Below are 13,638 nucleotides of genomic sequence, written 5' to 3'. Positions count from 1 at the left end.
GATTGGTTACCCGACCGGACGAATTGATTCCGGGGGGCGGTTTCACTATAAAATGGCCCCGACGCAACAGACATTGGCAATTCGGCAAGCAGAGCGTGCACCAATGCAATATCAGATCACCCACGCCGACCTCTCCCTGGTCCTGGCACTGGAGCGTGGCCGCTCGCTGGCCAAGGCCGCCGAGCTCCTCAAAGTCGACGTTTCGACGGTGTTCCGCTCGATCCGCCGGCTGGAGTCGGCGCTGGGCACCGCCTTGTTCGTCAAGAGCCGCAAGGGCTACCTGCCGACCGACACCGCGCAGGCCCTGGCCGAGCAGGCCGAGCGCGCCGAGCAGGCGCTGGAGGCGGCACGCATTGCCATGACCAGTGGCGAGCAGGTGGTCAGCGGCACGGTGCGGGTGACCTGCACCGAGGCGGTGATGCATAGCCTGCTGCTGCCGGCGCTGGCCGAGTTCATGCCCAACTACCCGGCCCTGTCGCTGGAGATGGGCACCTCGAATACCTTCGCCAACCTCAGCCGGCGTGACGCCGACATTGCCCTGCGCCTGACCAATACACCACCGGAGCACCTGGTAGGTCGCAACCTTGGGTCAACATCCTATGTGGTTTGCGGCCAGCCGCAGTGGCGCGAGCGCCTGGCAGAATCGGCCGTCAGCGTGCCATGGATCGCCCCCGACGACTCGATGCAGGACCACCCCACGGTGGTCTGGCGCAACCAGCAGCACCCTGGGTTGAGCCCGCGCTACCAGTGCAGCGGGATGTCGACCATCGCCCAGCTGGTAACCGCCGGCCTGGGCGTGGCGGCGCTGCCGGATTACATGGTGCACGCCCTGCCCGGCGTGGAAGCGCTGAGCGGACCGCTACCGGGTTGCGACACTCAGCTTTGGCTACTGACCCGGCCGGATTGCCGGGCGCTGCGCTCGGTGCAGACCTTGTTCGAAGAGCTGACGCCGCGGTTGCGTGGCGCGATGCTCTGAGGTTATCGTCGGGCTCAAGTATTGCGGCTGTCTGGTCCGGCACTTTCGCGGCAAAACCTGCTCCCACAGGGTAGGCGGTGCCTGTGGAAGCAGGTTTACCCGCGAAGAAGCAAACACAGTGCTTCAAGGTGACCGCCCGGCAAAACAGCGCTTCCCTATTGGCTGGTGAATTTTTATACTATCGAGTCCGCCTGCCCATTACTGGGCTGCACGCCCACCGCATTTGCTACTGAGGAAGACCATGGCCCGCGTAACTGTTGAAGACTGCCTGGAACACGTGGATAACCGCTTCGAGCTGGTCATGCTCTCGACCAAGCGCGCTCGCCAGCTGGCGACCGGCGGCAAAGAACCACGCGTTGCGTGGGAAAACGACAAGCCGACCGTTGTTGCCCTGCGTGAAATCGCCGAAGGCATCGTCACCAACGAGTTTATCGCCGCTGAAGAGATCGTCACCGAGGATCCGGTCTTCGCCGCCTTCGAGGACGAGAACAACGAGGCTGTCTGATTGATGCCAGGTCGACGTCGCACGGCGCAAGGCCCTCTTCCTCCGCAGGAGGTCAACCCATGCCGGGTATAGAAGCCTTGGCCGAACGGCTGTCGACCTACCTTGGCCCCGAACAGGTCAACCTGGTCCGGCGCGCCTATTTCTACGCCGAACAGGCCCACGATGGGCAGCGCCGCCGCAGCGGCGAGCCCTACGTGACCCACCCGCTGGCCGTGGCCAGCATCCTCGCCGACATGCACATGGACCATCAAAGCCTGATGGCGGCCATGCTGCACGACGTGATCGAAGACACCGGTATCGCCAAGGAAGCCCTCAGCCAGCAGTTTGGCGAGACGGTGGCCGAACTGGTCGATGGGGTCAGCAAGCTGACCCAGATGAACTTCGAGACCAAGGCCGAGGCGCAGGCCGAAAACTTCCAGAAAATGGCCATGGCCATGGCCCGCGACATTCGCGTGATTCTGGTCAAGCTGGCCGACCGCCTGCACAACATGCGCACCCTGGAAGTGCTGTCCGGCGAAAAACGCCGGCGCATTGCCAAGGAAACACTCGAAATCTACGCCCCTATCGCCAATCGCCTGGGGATGCACACCGTGCGCGTGGAGTTCGAGGACCTGGGTTTCAAGGCCATGCACCCAATGCGCTCGTCGCTGATTCACCGGGCGGTGAAAAGCGCACGCGGCAACCGTAAAGAGATCGTCGCCAAGATCGAACACTCGCTGGCCAACTGCCTCGCTGCCGACGGCATCGAAGGCGAGGTCAGCGGCCGGCAGAAACACCTCTATGGCATCTACAAGAAGATGCGCGGCAAGCGCCGTGCCTTCAACGAGATCATGGACGTGTATGCCTTCCGCATCATCGTCGACAAGGTCGACACCTGCTACCGCGTGCTCGGCGCCGTGCATAACCTGTACAAGCCGCTGCCTGGTCGCTTCAAGGATTACATCGCGATCCCCAAGGCCAACGGCTACCAGTCGTTGCACACCACGTTGTTCGGCATGCACGGCGTGCCCATCGAAATCCAGATCCGCACCCGCGAAATGGAAGAGATGGCCAACAACGGCATCGCCGCGCACTGGCTGTACAAGTCCAACGACGACGAGCAGCCCAAGGGCAGCCATGCCCGCGCGCGGCAGTGGGTCAAGGGTATCCTCGAGTTGCAGCAACGTGCCGGCAACTCACTGGAATTCATCGAGAGCGTGAAGATCGACCTGTTCCCGGACGAGGTCTACGTGTTCACGCCCAAAGGCCGCATCATGGAGCTGCCCAAAGGCTCCACGGCGGTGGACTTCGCCTACGCGGTACACACCGACGTCGGCAACAGCTGCATCGCCTGCCGCATCAACCGCCGCCTGGCGCCGCTGTCCGAACCGCTGCAAAGCGGCTCGACGGTGGAAATCGTCAGCGCCCCCGGCGCTCGGCCGAACCCGGCCTGGCTCAATTTCGTGGTGACCGGCAAGGCGCGTACGCACATCCGTCACGCCCTGAAGCAACAGCGCCGCTCCGAGTCCATCAGCCTGGGCGAGCGCCTGCTGAACAAGGTACTCACCGGCTTTGACAGCAGCCTGGATAAAATCCCCCAGGAGCGCATCCAGGCGATTCTCGCCGAGTACCGCCTGGAACTGATCGAAGACCTGCTCGAAGACATCGGCCTGGGCAACCGCATGGCCTACGTGGTCGCACGCCGCCTGCTGTCGGCTGACGGCGAGCAGTTGCCTGCGCCGGAAGGCCCGTTGGCGATCCGTGGCACCGAAGGCCTGGTGCTGAGCTACGCCAAATGCTGCACGCCAATCCCTGGCGACCCGATCGTCGGCCACCTGTCGGCCGGCAAGGGCATGGTCGTGCACCTGGAAAATTGCCGCAACATCAGTGAAATCCGCCACAACCCGGAAAAATGCGTGCAGCTTTCCTGGGCCAAGGACATCACCGGTGAGTTCAATGTCGAACTGCGTGTCGAACTGGAGCACCAGCGCGGCCTTATTGCCCTGCTGGCCAGCAGCGTCAACGCCGCCGACGGCAACATCGAGAAGATCAGCATGGACGAACGCGATGGCCGTATCAGCGTGGTCCAACTGGTGGTCAGCGTGCACGACCGTGTGCACCTGGCGCGTGTGATCAAGAAGCTGCGTACCCTGACCGGCGTGGTCCGCATCACCCGCATGCGTACGTAGTCCGCCAACCGCAAGGAGTCATCATGAGCAAGACCGTCATCACGAGCGACAAGGCCCCTGCCGCCATCGGCACCTACTCGCAGGCGATCAAGGCCGGCAACACGGTGTACATGTCGGGCCAGATCCCGCTGGACCCGAAGACCATGGAACTGGTCGAAGGCTTTGAAGCCCAGACCGTGCAGGTATTCGAGAACCTCAAGTCCGTGGCTGAAGCCGCTGGCGGTTCGTTCAAGGACATCGTCAAGCTGAACATCTTCCTCACCGACCTGAGCCACTTCGCCAAGGTCAACGAGGTGATGGGCCGCTACTTCGAGCAACCCTACCCGGCCCGTGCCGCCATCGGCGTTGCCGCGCTGCCGAAAGGTGCCCAGGTCGAAATGGACGCCATCCTGGTCATCGAGTGATGCCCCGGTGACGGGCGCCCTGCCCGTCACTCCTCCTTTTGCAAGGTTACCCCGTCATGCGTCAAGCACTGCCCATCGCGCTGGCAGCCCTGCTACTGGGCGGCTGCGCCAGCCACAAACCCGAAGATTTCAACGGCACCTGGATCAACCAGGAGGCCATCACTGCAGCGGTCAAGGGCGGCAGCCTGCGCCAAGCGCTGAATGAACACGGCCCCGTGTTCGAATGGAAGCTCGACGTTGCCAGCCAGCAGGCCAGCTACAGCAATGGCTTCGAGGCCGCTGACGGCCAGCTGAGCAGCAACGAAAAGCAATGGCAGGCCAGCTTCGAGGGCGGCCAGACCGAGCAGCTGTCGCTCGACGGTGACGAGCTGCAAGCCGTCGACCAGCGTGGCGCCAAGCAGACCTTCGTGCGTGCCAAGGCGCCGGCAACTGCCAATGCGCCGCTGGGCAGCAGCTTCGAGAAAGCGCTGTACCAGGCCTATCTGGGCGGCAACTGGAAGGTGGTCGAAGGTGAGGGCAAAGGTGCCAGCGTGCGCTTCAGCGACACCGGCAACGTCACCGGCCTGCCGGGGCCGGACCGTTTTGCCCTGTGCCTGGCAGGTGACTGCGCGACCATGGGCGGCAGCAATGACAGCCTGTGGCTGGAGCGTAACCAGCGTGGTGCACCGTTCATCATCAAGCGAACTGGCGACAAGCTGGAGATTTTCCAGGCAGTGAACCGTGCGCAACCGGATGAAATGCCGGAGCTGGCGGCGGGCAAGCGCCAGTGGGTGCTGGAGCAGAACTGAATCCTGCTGCATTTGCACTGAATGCACTGGCCTCTTCGCGGGTAATCACTGTCTTCAGGCCTTGTGATACCCCTGTGGGAGCGGGTTTACCCGCGAAGAGGCCGGTAAATTCAACGCCCTCCTTTCAGGATGGCTGCATACCCTTCCTTGTAGCTTGGGTACACCGGTGCCCAGCCCAGCGCCCGGGCCCGGGCGTTGCTGCAGCGCTTGCTGCCAGTACGCCGTACCCGCTGCTCATCGGACCACTCGGTAACCCCCATGTATGCCCGCAGCCAGGCCACCACGTCGGCCAGGGGCGCCGGGTCGTCATCAACGCCAATGTAGTAGTCGTCCAGCACCTTGCCATCCGCATCGGCCTGCAGCAGAAACGCCAACAGGCTGGCGGCATCTTCGGCATGAATGCGGTTGCCATACAGCGGCGGCTCTTCGGCCACACGGTAACCCTGGCGCACCTGGCTCAACAGCCACTCGCGGCCTGGGCCATAGATGCCGGTCAGGCGCACCACGCTCGCCGGGATACCACTGGCGAGCGCCAGCCGTTCAGCCTCCAGCATCACACGCCCGGAATAACCTTCGGGCTCTGTGGCTGCGCCTTCCTCGACCCACTCGCCGTCCTTCTGCGCATACACGCTGCTGCTGGAGACGAACAACAGGCGACGGGGGCGCTGGCCTCGCTCGGCCAGCCAGGCCAGCACATGGCGCAAGCCATCCACATAAGCCGCCTGGTAACCGGCCTCGTCGTGCTGGCTGGCCGCCACGCAGTACACCAGATAATCCAGCGTGCCCTGTGGCCAGGCTTGCGGGATCGACGGTTCGGCCAGGTCCGCGGCAACCGGTTGAACGCCCGCAGGCAGCTGCCCGACAGCGCGGCGCAAGCCGCTTACCTGCCAGCCTTTACCCAGCATTTGCAGGGCCAGACGCCCACCTACATCACCACAACCCACCACCATCACGGAAAGGTCTGACATCTCTGAACTCCCTAGACCAATTGATCAGCCCACCCACGCTACACGATGGATGGCTAGACCATAGGCGAAAAAAGCAACAAGATTACTTTTGTTAACAAGAATTACTTGCAATAATGGCCGCCAATTTGTTCTCGGCCTACCTCGAGGCCTTGGAGAACGCTCACTTTATTTCTTCATCAGGTCCGGCCAGCATGACACGTATTCAACCTTCCGCTTCGCCAACCCCGTCGCGCGCCTGGCGCGCCATCGCCGCGCTGACACTCAGCCTGGTGCTGGCCCCGGTGGCCATGGCCGATGAGCCAACCGCCAACGCCGCCGCGCCTGCTGCTGCCACTGCCCCGGCCGCACCTGCTGCTGCCCCGGCTGCCGATGCGCAGGCTCCTGCTGCCAACGCTGCTGCTTCACCGGCTGCGGTAGACCCGAACGTTGAGGCGCTGGTTGAAGACACCTCGCTGGGCATGGCCCACGACCTGTCCCCATGGGGCATGTACAAAAACGCCGATATCGTGGTCAAGATCGTCATGATCGGCCTGGCCATCGCCTCCATCATGACCTGGACCATCTGGATCGCCAAAGGCTTCGAGCTGATGGGCGCCAAACGTCGCCTGCGTGGCGAAATCGCCCAGCTGAAGAAATCCACCACCCTGAAAGACGCGAGCGAAGTCTCCAACAAGGAAGGTACCCTGGCCCATACCCTGGTCCACGATGCCCTCGAAGAGATGCGCCTGTCGGCCAACGCCCGCGAAAAAGAAGGTATCAAGGAACGCGTCAGCTTCCGTCTGGAGCGCCTGGTGCACGCCAGCGGCCGCACCATGAGCAGCGGCACCGGCGTGCTCGCCACCATCGGCTCCACCGCGCCCTTCGTCGGTCTGTTCGGTACCGTGTGGGGCATCATGAACAGCTTCATCGGCATCGCCAAGACCCAGACCACCAACCTGGCGGTGGTTGCTCCAGGTATCGCCGAAGCCCTGCTGGCCACCGCCCTGGGCCTGGTCGCTGCAATCCCGGCTGTGGTCATCTACAACGTCTTCGCCCGCTCCATCGCTGGCTACAAGGCCCAGGTGTCCGACGCCTCCGCTCAGGTACTGCTGCTGGTCAGCCGTGACCTGGACCACCAGGGCAGCGAGCGCGCCGCCCCGCACATGGTGAAAGTGGGGTAAGCCATGGGCCTGCATCTCAACGAAGGTGGCGACGACCTCGCCGAAAACCACGAAATCAACGTTACGCCGTTCATCGACGTGATGTTGGTGCTGCTGATCATCTTCATGGTCGCTGCCCCCTTGGCCACGGTCGACATCAAGGTCGACCTGCCGGCTTCAACCGCCAAGCCGGCGCCCAGGCCCGAGAAACCGGTGTTCGTCAGCGTCAAGGCCGACCAGAAGCTGTACGTCGGCGACGATCAGGTTGCGGCGCCCGACCAGCTTGGCCCGATGCTCGACGCCAAGACCAAGGGTGACAAGGAAACCACCATCTTCTTCCAGGCTGACAAAGGCGTGGATTACGGCGACCTGATGGAAGTGATGAACAACATGCGGGCGGCCGGCTACCTCAAGGTCGGTCTGGTAGGTCTCGAGACGGCAGCCAAGAAATGACGAAAACGCGCTCAAACATGGCGCGCTACGGTGGCAGCCTGGCGATCGTGCTGGGCGTGCACGTGGTCGCCGTGCTGCTGACGCTCAACTGGTCGGTGCCTCAGGCCATCGAGCTGCCCCCGGCAGCGATGATGGTGGAGCTGGCACCGTTACCGGAGCCTGCGCCACCACCACCACCGAAAGCGGCTCCGCAGCCACCGGCACCGGTCGAAGAACCGCCGTTGCCCAAGCTGGCGGAAGCACCCAAGCCCAAGATCGCCATCCCCAAGCCGCCCAAGCCGAAGGCCAAGCCCCAGCCGCCGAAGCCCGAGAAAAAGCCTGAGCCGCCTAAGGAAGCGCCACCTACCGAGCAAACGGTAGACGCACCGCCCAGCAATACGCCACCGCAGAAGTCCGCGGCACCGGCGCCGAGCATTGCGTCCAACAGCAACGCCTTGCCAACCTGGCAGAGCGACCTGCTGCGCCACCTGGCCAAGTACAAGCGCTACCCGGAAGACGCGCGCCGTCGCGGCTTGCAAGGCATCAACCGCCTGCGCTTCGTGGTCGACGCCGAAGGCAAGGTCGTGTCGTACTCCATGGCAGGTGGGTCGGGCAGTGCCGCACTGGACCGGGCAACCCTTGAAATGATCCGTCGGGCCGGCACGGTACCCAAGCCGCCACCCGAGTTGCTGAACAATGGCACGATCGAAGTCGTGGCACCGTTCGTCTACTCGCTGGACCGCCGCTAAGACTTTTGCTTCTGTCACAAATCGGCAAGTCTGATAACGTGCGTCTATCGATTGCAGCCGCTATGCTGGGCCCGCAACTTCATGGACGCACGTTATGACCCTCACAGAATTACGCTACATCGTCACACTCGCCCAGGAACAGCATTTCGGCCATGCCGCCGAACGCTGCCATGTGAGCCAGCCGACCCTGTCGGTCGGTGTGAAGAAGCTCGAGGATGAGCTTGGCGTTCTGATCTTCGAGCGCAGCAAAAGCGCGGTACGCCTGACCCCCGTCGGCGAGAGCATTGTCGCCCAGGCACAGAAGGTACTGGAGCAGGCCCAGGGCATCCGCGAGCTGGCCCAGGCCGGCAAGAACCAGCTGACTGCCCCGCTCAAGGTCGGTGCCATCTATACCGTCGGCCCGTACCTGTTCCCGCACCTGATTCCGCAACTGCATCGCGTAGCGCCGCAGATGCCGCTGTACATCGAAGAAAACTTCACCCACGTACTGCGTGAAAAGCTGCGTAACGGCGAGCTGGACGCGGTGATCATCGCCCTGCCGTTCAACGAAGCCGATGTGCTGACCCTGCCGCTGTACGATGAGCCGTTCTGCGCCCTGATGCCCGCCGACCACCCATGGACGGCGAAAAAGACCATCGACACCGCCATGCTCAACGACAAGAGCCTGCTGTTGCTTGGTGAGGGCCACTGCTTCCGCGACCAGGTACTGGAAGCCTGCCCTACCCTGAACAAGGGGGGCGAAGGCGCCAGGCACACCACCGTCGAGTCCAGCTCGCTGGAAACCATCCGCCACATGGTGGCCTCGGGCCTTGGCGTGTCGATCCTGCCGCTGTCGGCGGTGCACAGCCACCACTATGCACCTGGGGTCATCGAAGTTCGCCCACTGACGGCACCGGCACCGTTCCGTACCGTGGCCATCGCCTGGCGCGCCAGCTTCCCGCGGCCAAAGGCCATCGAGATCCTCGCCGACTCGATCCGCCTGTGCTCGGTCGCCAAAGCCCCTGCGGAACAAACGGCCTGAGTCATGAGTGAGCTGTCGAAGGTCCCGGTCACGGTACTCAAGGGCGTTGGCGAGGCCATGGCGGAAAAACTCGCCAAGGTCGGCCTGGAGAACCTGCAGGATGTGCTGTTCCACCTGCCCCTGCGCTACCAGGACCGCACCCGTGTGGTGCCGATCGGCCAATTGCGCCCAGGGCAGGATGCCGTGATCGAGGGCGTGGTCAGCGGCGCCGACGTGACCATGGGCAAGCGACGCAGCCTGGTGGTGCGCCTGGGTGACGGCACCGGCGTGCTGAGCCTGCGCTTTTACCACTTCAGCAACGCGCAGAAGGAAGGCCTGAAACGTGGCACCCACCTGCGCTGCTACGGCGAAGCCCGCCCCGGTGCCTCGGGCCTGGAAATCTACCACCCGGAGTACCGCGCACTGAATGGTGACGAGCCGCCGCCACCGGTGGAACAGACCCTGACGCCGATCTACCCGTCCACCGAAGGCCTCACCCAGCAACGCCTGCGCCTGTTGTGCCAGCAGAGCCTGGGCCTGCTTGGCCCGCGCAGCCTGCCCGACTGGCTGCCTGACGAGCTGGCCCGGGACTACCAATTGGCGCCGCTGGACGATGCCATCCGTTACCTGCACAACCCGCCGGCCGACGCCGACCTTGATGAACTTGCCGAAGGCCAGCACTGGGCCCAGCACCGCCTGGCCTTTGAAGAGCTGCTGACCCACCAGTTGTCGCAGCAACGCCTGCGCGAGAGCCTGCGCAGCCTGCGGGCGCCGGTGCTGCCCAAGGCCACGCGCCTGCAGGCGCAGTACCTGGCAAACCTGGGCTTTCAGCCTACCGGCGCACAGCAGCGCGTGGCCAACGAAATTGCCTACGACCTCAGCCAGCACGAGCCAATGATGCGCCTGGTACAGGGCGATGTCGGTGCCGGCAAGACCGTGGTTGCCGCCCTGGCAGCACTGCAAGGGCTGGAAGCGGGCTATCAGGTGGCACTGATGGCGCCCACCGAGATCCTCGCCGAACAGCACTTCATCACCTTCAAGCGCTGGCTCGAACCGCTGGGCATCGAAGTGGCCTGGCTGGCCGGCAAGCTCAAAGGCAAGGCCCGGGCCAGCGCCCTGGAGCAGATCGCCAACGGTGCGCCCATGGTGGTCGGCACCCACGCGCTGTTCCAGGAAGAAGTGAAGTTCAAGCATCTGGCCCTGGCGATCATCGACGAGCAGCACCGTTTTGGCGTGCAGCAACGCCTGGCCCTGCGCAAGAAAGGCGTGGCAGGCGAATTGTGCCCGCACCAGCTGATCATGACCGCCACCCCTATTCCGCGCACCTTGGCCATGAGCGCCTACGCCGACCTGGACACCTCGGTGCTCGACGAATTACCCCCTGGACGCACGCCGGTAAACACCGTGCTGGTAGCCGACAGCCGCCGCTTTGAGGTGGTCGAACGGGTTCGCGCCGCCTGCGCCGAGGGGCGTCAGGCCTACTGGGTGTGCACCCTGATCGAAGAATCCGAAGAGCTGACCTGCCAGGCCGCCGAAAGCACCTATGAAGAACTCGGCAGCGCCTTGGGCGAATTGCGTGTGGGCCTGATCCACGGCCGCATGAAGCCTGCGGAAAAAGCCGAAATCATGGCCCAGTTCAAGGCCGGCGAATTGCAGCTGCTGGTCGCGACCACGGTCATCGAAGTCGGCGTGGACGTCCCCAACGCCAGCCTGATGATCATCGAAAACCCAGAACGTCTGGGCCTGGCCCAGTTGCACCAGCTGCGCGGCCGGGTTGGCCGGGGCAGTGCCGTCAGCCATTGCGTGCTGTTGTACCACCCGCCACTGTCGCAGATTGGCCGCGAACGCTTAGGGATCATGCGCGAGACCAACGACGGCTTCATCATTGCCGAGAAAGACCTCGAACTGCGCGGCCCCGGCGAAATGCTGGGTACACGCCAAACCGGCCTGCTGCAATTCAAGGTCGCCGACCTGATGCGCGATGCCGACCTGTTACCGGCTGTGCGCGATGCCGCCCAGGCCCTGGTGGCCCGCTGGCCGGACCATGTCAGCCCGCTGCTCGACCGCTGGCTGCGCCATGGCCAGCAATATGGCCAAGTGTGACGCTAGTCCCAGAATGGATCCAGATTTGCTCGCAGGCTGGTTATACTTCGCGTTTAAAAGAATCAGTGGATACGGACCATGACTGAAGTTGCCCTGGACACCGCAACCCCACACGCCCCCTCTGTTATCAGGCTGCTGCTCGACAAGGTCGGCGTCGTCTACCGTGAGGTGGTCGAACACCCGCACCTGCCTGCGGCCTCCCGGGTCCAGGCGGTGCTTCTCGACGACGAGGTCGGCGCACTCATGGTGCTGTTCCCGCAGAGCCAACTGCTGGACCTCAACCGCCTGGCCGAGCTGACCGGGCGCAAGCTCACCGCCGTGTCGGTGCCGCGCCTCAAGCAAATGCTCGACAAGCACCAGCTGAAGGCCCTGCCCGCCATTCCTGCGCTGACCAGCTCACCGTGCCAGTACGAAAAGAGCCTGCTCGACGCCGAGACTGTGTACATCCAGTCTGGTGAAGTCGGCCTGCTGCTAGAGATTGAGCACGCCCACTTCAAGCGCATGCTGGCCAAGGCCAGCGCCAGCAGCTTCGGCCAGGAGGTCGAGGCCATCAGCCCCAACCTCGACCGCCCCCATGACGACACCCTGGAAATCACCAATGCCGTTCAGGCGTTCACCGCCCGACGCATCCAGAAGCGTCTGGAAGAAACCATCGAGATTCCGCCGCTGGCCGATACCGCGCAGAAGATCATCAAGCTGCGGGTAGACCCCAACGCGAGCATCGATGACATCACCGGCGTGGTCGAAACCGACCCGGCGCTGGCGGCGCAGGTAGTCAGCTGGGCGGCGTCGCCCTACTACGCTTCGCCGGGCAAGATCCGCTCGGTGGAGGACGCCATCGTGCGCGTGCTGGGTTTCGACCTGGTGATCAACCTGGCCTTGGGCCTGGCCTTGGGCAAGACCTTGAGCCTGCCGAAAGACCAGCCGCAACAGGCCACACCCTACTGGCAGCAGTCGATCTACACTGCCGCGATCATCGAAGGCCTGACCCGCGCCATGCCTCGGGCAGAACGCCCCGAAGCCGGGCTGACCTACCTGGCCGGGCTGCTGCACAACTTCGGTTACCTGCTGCTGGCGCACGTGTTCCCGCCGCACTTCTCGCTGATTTGCCGCCACCTGGAGGTGAACCCGCACCTGAACCACACCTATGTGGAACAGCACCTGCTAGGCATCAGCCGCGAACAGATCGGTGCCTGGCTGATGAAGCTGTGGGACATGCCCGAAGAGCTGTCGACCGCGCTGCGCTTCCAGCACGACCCGGCGTACGACGGCGAGTATTCGGCGTTCCCCAACCTGGTGTGCCTGGCGACCCGCCTGTTGCGTACACGAGGGATTGGCTCCGGGCCGCAGGAAGAGATTCCTGACGAGTTGCTGGAGCGCCTGGGGATTACCCGGGACAAGGCCGAGGATGTGGTGAACAAGGTACTCGAGGCCGAGAACCTGCTGCGCGAGCTGGCTTCGCAGTTTCAAGCACCGCACTGATATCGCGAGGGCCGCTTTGCGGCCCCGGCAATTTCAGCCTTTCTTCTTCGGTTTCAGGTATTTCATCAAGCCTTGGAACCACATCACCAGCGCCGGGTTGCCCTTGATCTGGATGTTCTTGTCCTGAATCCCCTGCATGAACGCCAACTGCTTGTTGCCTGCCTGCATCGTGGCGTAGCCGTAGGCAGCGTCCTTGAAGGCGATGGCGAATGCCGGCTGCGGATGTGCGCCGCCCTTGCTGCTGATGCGCTCGTTGTTGACGACAAAGTGCCGGGCAACCTTGCCGTCCAGGGTCTGCATCTGGAACACCAGGTCCTTGCCCTTGAGCTGCTGCTGGAATGCCGGGTTGTTACGGCTGGCCCTGGCCATCAAAAGCCCCATGGCCCAGAGAAGAAAGCGGAACTTCATCGACACGCCTCGATGTAAAAGTGACTAAGTTTCGCACTTTATCCTCTTAACGACCATTTTATGCAAGTTCACCGCAGTTACTGCGTGTAAAGCACAACGGGCGCCATGAAGGCGCCCGTTCGGGATCAACGATTCGTCAGCGCAAGCTTACTTTTTCTTGGCGGCCTTGCCTGGCGCGGCCGGTGGATTGACGCTGTCCTTGAGGTTCTTGCCTGGCTTGAAGGCCACGGTGTTACTGGCTTTGATCTTGACCGGCTCACCGGTTTGCGGGTTTTTGCCGGTACGCGCGCCGCGATGACGTTTTTCGAAGGTGCCGAAACCGACCAGGGTCACCGTGTCCTTGTCCAGGGCACCGGTGATGCTGTCGAGAATCGCGTTCAACACCTGATTGGCCTTTTCCTTGGTCAGATCAGCCTTATCGGCGATGACGGCGGCGAGTTCTGGTTTGCGCATAGTGAAGCCTCTTTGACGGAATTCTTGTTGTTATGCCGTGCTGCCTTTGGGAGCAGCGCTCAA

Annotated in this window: 14 protein-coding genes; 11 read left to right on the top strand and 3 right to left on the bottom strand. The window is 63.3% G+C overall.

Annotated elements, in window-relative coordinates; all coding sequences use genetic code 11:
- Nucleotides 1-103 precede the first annotated feature (103 nt).
- The 5 genes from J3A71_RS00495 (at nucleotide 104) to J3A71_RS00475 (ending at nucleotide 4,841) form a co-directional block, all read left to right on the top strand.
- Nucleotides 104-976: a LysR family transcriptional regulator gene (locus J3A71_RS00495; RefSeq protein WP_016489825.1), complete on the top strand. Its 873-nt coding sequence runs from the start codon at nucleotides 104-106 to the stop codon at nucleotides 974-976.
- Nucleotides 977-1,217: 241 nt separating this feature from the next.
- Nucleotides 1,218-1,481 (top strand): DNA-directed RNA polymerase subunit omega, encoded by a 264-nt coding sequence (rpoZ, locus tag J3A71_RS00490; protein WP_003253383.1) that lies wholly within the window; start codon nucleotides 1,218-1,220, stop codon nucleotides 1,479-1,481.
- A gap of 59 nt (nucleotides 1,482-1,540) precedes the next feature.
- On the top strand, nucleotides 1,541-3,649 hold the full coding sequence (spoT, locus tag J3A71_RS00485) for a bifunctional GTP diphosphokinase/guanosine-3',5'-bis pyrophosphate 3'-pyrophosphohydrolase (protein ID WP_016489826.1): 2,109 nt from the start codon (nucleotides 1,541-1,543) through the stop codon (nucleotides 3,647-3,649).
- 23 nt (nucleotides 3,650-3,672) lie between these two features.
- Nucleotides 3,673-4,053: a RidA family protein gene (locus J3A71_RS00480; protein ID WP_016489827.1), complete on the top strand. Its 381-nt coding sequence runs from the start codon at nucleotides 3,673-3,675 to the stop codon at nucleotides 4,051-4,053.
- Between the two features lie 56 nt (nucleotides 4,054-4,109).
- Nucleotides 4,110-4,841, top strand: coding sequence for a hypothetical protein (locus J3A71_RS00475; RefSeq protein ID WP_016489828.1), 732 nt, complete (start codon nucleotides 4,110-4,112; stop codon nucleotides 4,839-4,841).
- A gap of 110 nt (nucleotides 4,842-4,951) precedes the next feature.
- Here the strand turns inward: J3A71_RS00475 and J3A71_RS00470 are convergent, their stop codons facing one another.
- Nucleotides 4,952-5,809 carry an SDR family oxidoreductase gene (locus tag J3A71_RS00470; RefSeq protein ID WP_016489829.1) on the bottom strand — a complete coding sequence of 286 codons (858 nt, stop codon included), beginning with the start codon at nucleotides 5,807-5,809 and terminating at the stop codon, nucleotides 4,952-4,954.
- A 191-nt stretch (nucleotides 5,810-6,000) separates the two neighbouring features.
- Between J3A71_RS00470 and exbB the strand changes: the two genes are divergently transcribed.
- The 6 genes from exbB (at nucleotide 6,001) to J3A71_RS00440 (ending at nucleotide 12,714) form a co-directional block, all read left to right on the top strand.
- Nucleotides 6,001-6,969: a tonB-system energizer ExbB gene (exbB, locus tag J3A71_RS00465; protein ID WP_209953608.1), complete on the top strand. Its 969-nt coding sequence runs from the start codon at nucleotides 6,001-6,003 to the stop codon at nucleotides 6,967-6,969.
- Between the two features lie 3 nt (nucleotides 6,970-6,972).
- Nucleotides 6,973-7,401 carry a TonB system transport protein ExbD gene (exbD, locus tag J3A71_RS00460; protein ID WP_003253367.1) on the top strand — a complete coding sequence of 143 codons (429 nt, stop codon included), beginning with the start codon at nucleotides 6,973-6,975 and terminating at the stop codon, nucleotides 7,399-7,401.
- Nucleotides 7,398-8,129, top strand: coding sequence for an energy transducer TonB (locus J3A71_RS00455; RefSeq protein ID WP_016489831.1), 732 nt, complete (start codon nucleotides 7,398-7,400; stop codon nucleotides 8,127-8,129). The genes exbD and J3A71_RS00455 overlap by 4 nt, the downstream gene beginning before the upstream one ends.
- 94 nt (nucleotides 8,130-8,223) lie before the next feature.
- Nucleotides 8,224-9,150 (top strand): hydrogen peroxide-inducible genes activator, encoded by a 927-nt coding sequence (locus tag J3A71_RS00450; RefSeq protein ID WP_016489832.1) that lies wholly within the window; start codon nucleotides 8,224-8,226, stop codon nucleotides 9,148-9,150.
- A gap of 3 nt (nucleotides 9,151-9,153) precedes the next feature.
- Nucleotides 9,154-11,232: an ATP-dependent DNA helicase RecG gene (recG, locus tag J3A71_RS00445; RefSeq protein ID WP_016489833.1), complete on the top strand. Its 2,079-nt coding sequence runs from the start codon at nucleotides 9,154-9,156 to the stop codon at nucleotides 11,230-11,232.
- Between the two features lie 78 nt (nucleotides 11,233-11,310).
- A complete protein-coding gene (locus J3A71_RS00440) occupies nucleotides 11,311-12,714 on the top strand; it encodes an aminoacyl-tRNA deacylase and HDOD domain-containing protein (protein WP_096426912.1) in 1,404 nt (467 codons plus the stop codon).
- 33 nt (nucleotides 12,715-12,747) lie between these two features.
- On the opposite strand, the gene J3A71_RS00435 is transcribed toward J3A71_RS00440, so the two are convergent.
- Together J3A71_RS00435 and J3A71_RS00430 are read right to left on the bottom strand one after the other, a co-directional pair.
- Nucleotides 12,748-13,122 (bottom strand): SCP2 sterol-binding domain-containing protein, encoded by a 375-nt coding sequence (locus tag J3A71_RS00435; protein WP_016502241.1) that lies wholly within the window; start codon nucleotides 13,120-13,122, stop codon nucleotides 12,748-12,750.
- Nucleotides 13,123-13,269: 147 nt separating this feature from the next.
- Nucleotides 13,270-13,575, bottom strand: coding sequence for an HU family DNA-binding protein (locus J3A71_RS00430; RefSeq protein WP_096426913.1), 306 nt, complete (start codon nucleotides 13,573-13,575; stop codon nucleotides 13,270-13,272).
- Between the last annotated feature and the right edge of the window lie 63 nt (nucleotides 13,576-13,638).

It is taken from the genome of Pseudomonas sp. PvP089, from assembly GCF_017875165.1.
GTDB lineage: Bacteria > Pseudomonadota > Gammaproteobacteria > Pseudomonadales > Pseudomonadaceae > Aquipseudomonas > Aquipseudomonas fortuita.
The sequence above is the reverse complement of the archived record's forward strand: the minus strand, read 5'-3'. Positions and strand labels throughout refer to the sequence as shown.

Bases quoted from the DNA above. Each gene is read 5' to 3' on its own strand.
- J3A71_RS00440 (WP_096426912.1), top strand. From the start codon at position 11,311: ATGACTGAAGTTGCCCTGGACACCGCAACCCCACACGCCCCCTCTGTT.
- J3A71_RS00475 (WP_016489828.1), top strand. From the start codon at position 4,110: ATGCGTCAAGCACTGCCCATCGCGCTGGCAGCCCTGCTACTGGGCGGC.
- J3A71_RS00470 (WP_016489829.1), bottom strand. From the start codon at position 5,809: ATGTCAGACCTTTCCGTGATGGTGGTGGGTTGTGGTGATGTAGGTGGG.
- J3A71_RS00480 (WP_016489827.1), top strand. From the start codon at position 3,673: ATGAGCAAGACCGTCATCACGAGCGACAAGGCCCCTGCCGCCATCGGC.
- J3A71_RS00430 (WP_096426913.1), bottom strand. From the start codon at position 13,575: ATGCGCAAACCAGAACTCGCCGCCGTCATCGCCGATAAGGCTGATCTG.
- spoT (WP_016489826.1), top strand. From the start codon at position 1,541: ATGCCGGGTATAGAAGCCTTGGCCGAACGGCTGTCGACCTACCTTGGC.
- recG (WP_016489833.1), top strand. From the start codon at position 9,154: ATGAGTGAGCTGTCGAAGGTCCCGGTCACGGTACTCAAGGGCGTTGGC.
- exbB (WP_209953608.1), top strand. From the start codon at position 6,001: ATGACACGTATTCAACCTTCCGCTTCGCCAACCCCGTCGCGCGCCTGG.
- exbD (WP_003253367.1), top strand. From the start codon at position 6,973: ATGGGCCTGCATCTCAACGAAGGTGGCGACGACCTCGCCGAAAACCAC.
- rpoZ (WP_003253383.1), top strand. From the start codon at position 1,218: ATGGCCCGCGTAACTGTTGAAGACTGCCTGGAACACGTGGATAACCGC.
- J3A71_RS00495 (WP_016489825.1), top strand. From the start codon at position 104: ATGCAATATCAGATCACCCACGCCGACCTCTCCCTGGTCCTGGCACTG.
- J3A71_RS00435 (WP_016502241.1), bottom strand. From the start codon at position 13,122: ATGAAGTTCCGCTTTCTTCTCTGGGCCATGGGGCTTTTGATGGCCAGG.
- J3A71_RS00455 (WP_016489831.1), top strand. From the start codon at position 7,398: ATGACGAAAACGCGCTCAAACATGGCGCGCTACGGTGGCAGCCTGGCG.
- J3A71_RS00450 (WP_016489832.1), top strand. From the start codon at position 8,224: ATGACCCTCACAGAATTACGCTACATCGTCACACTCGCCCAGGAACAG.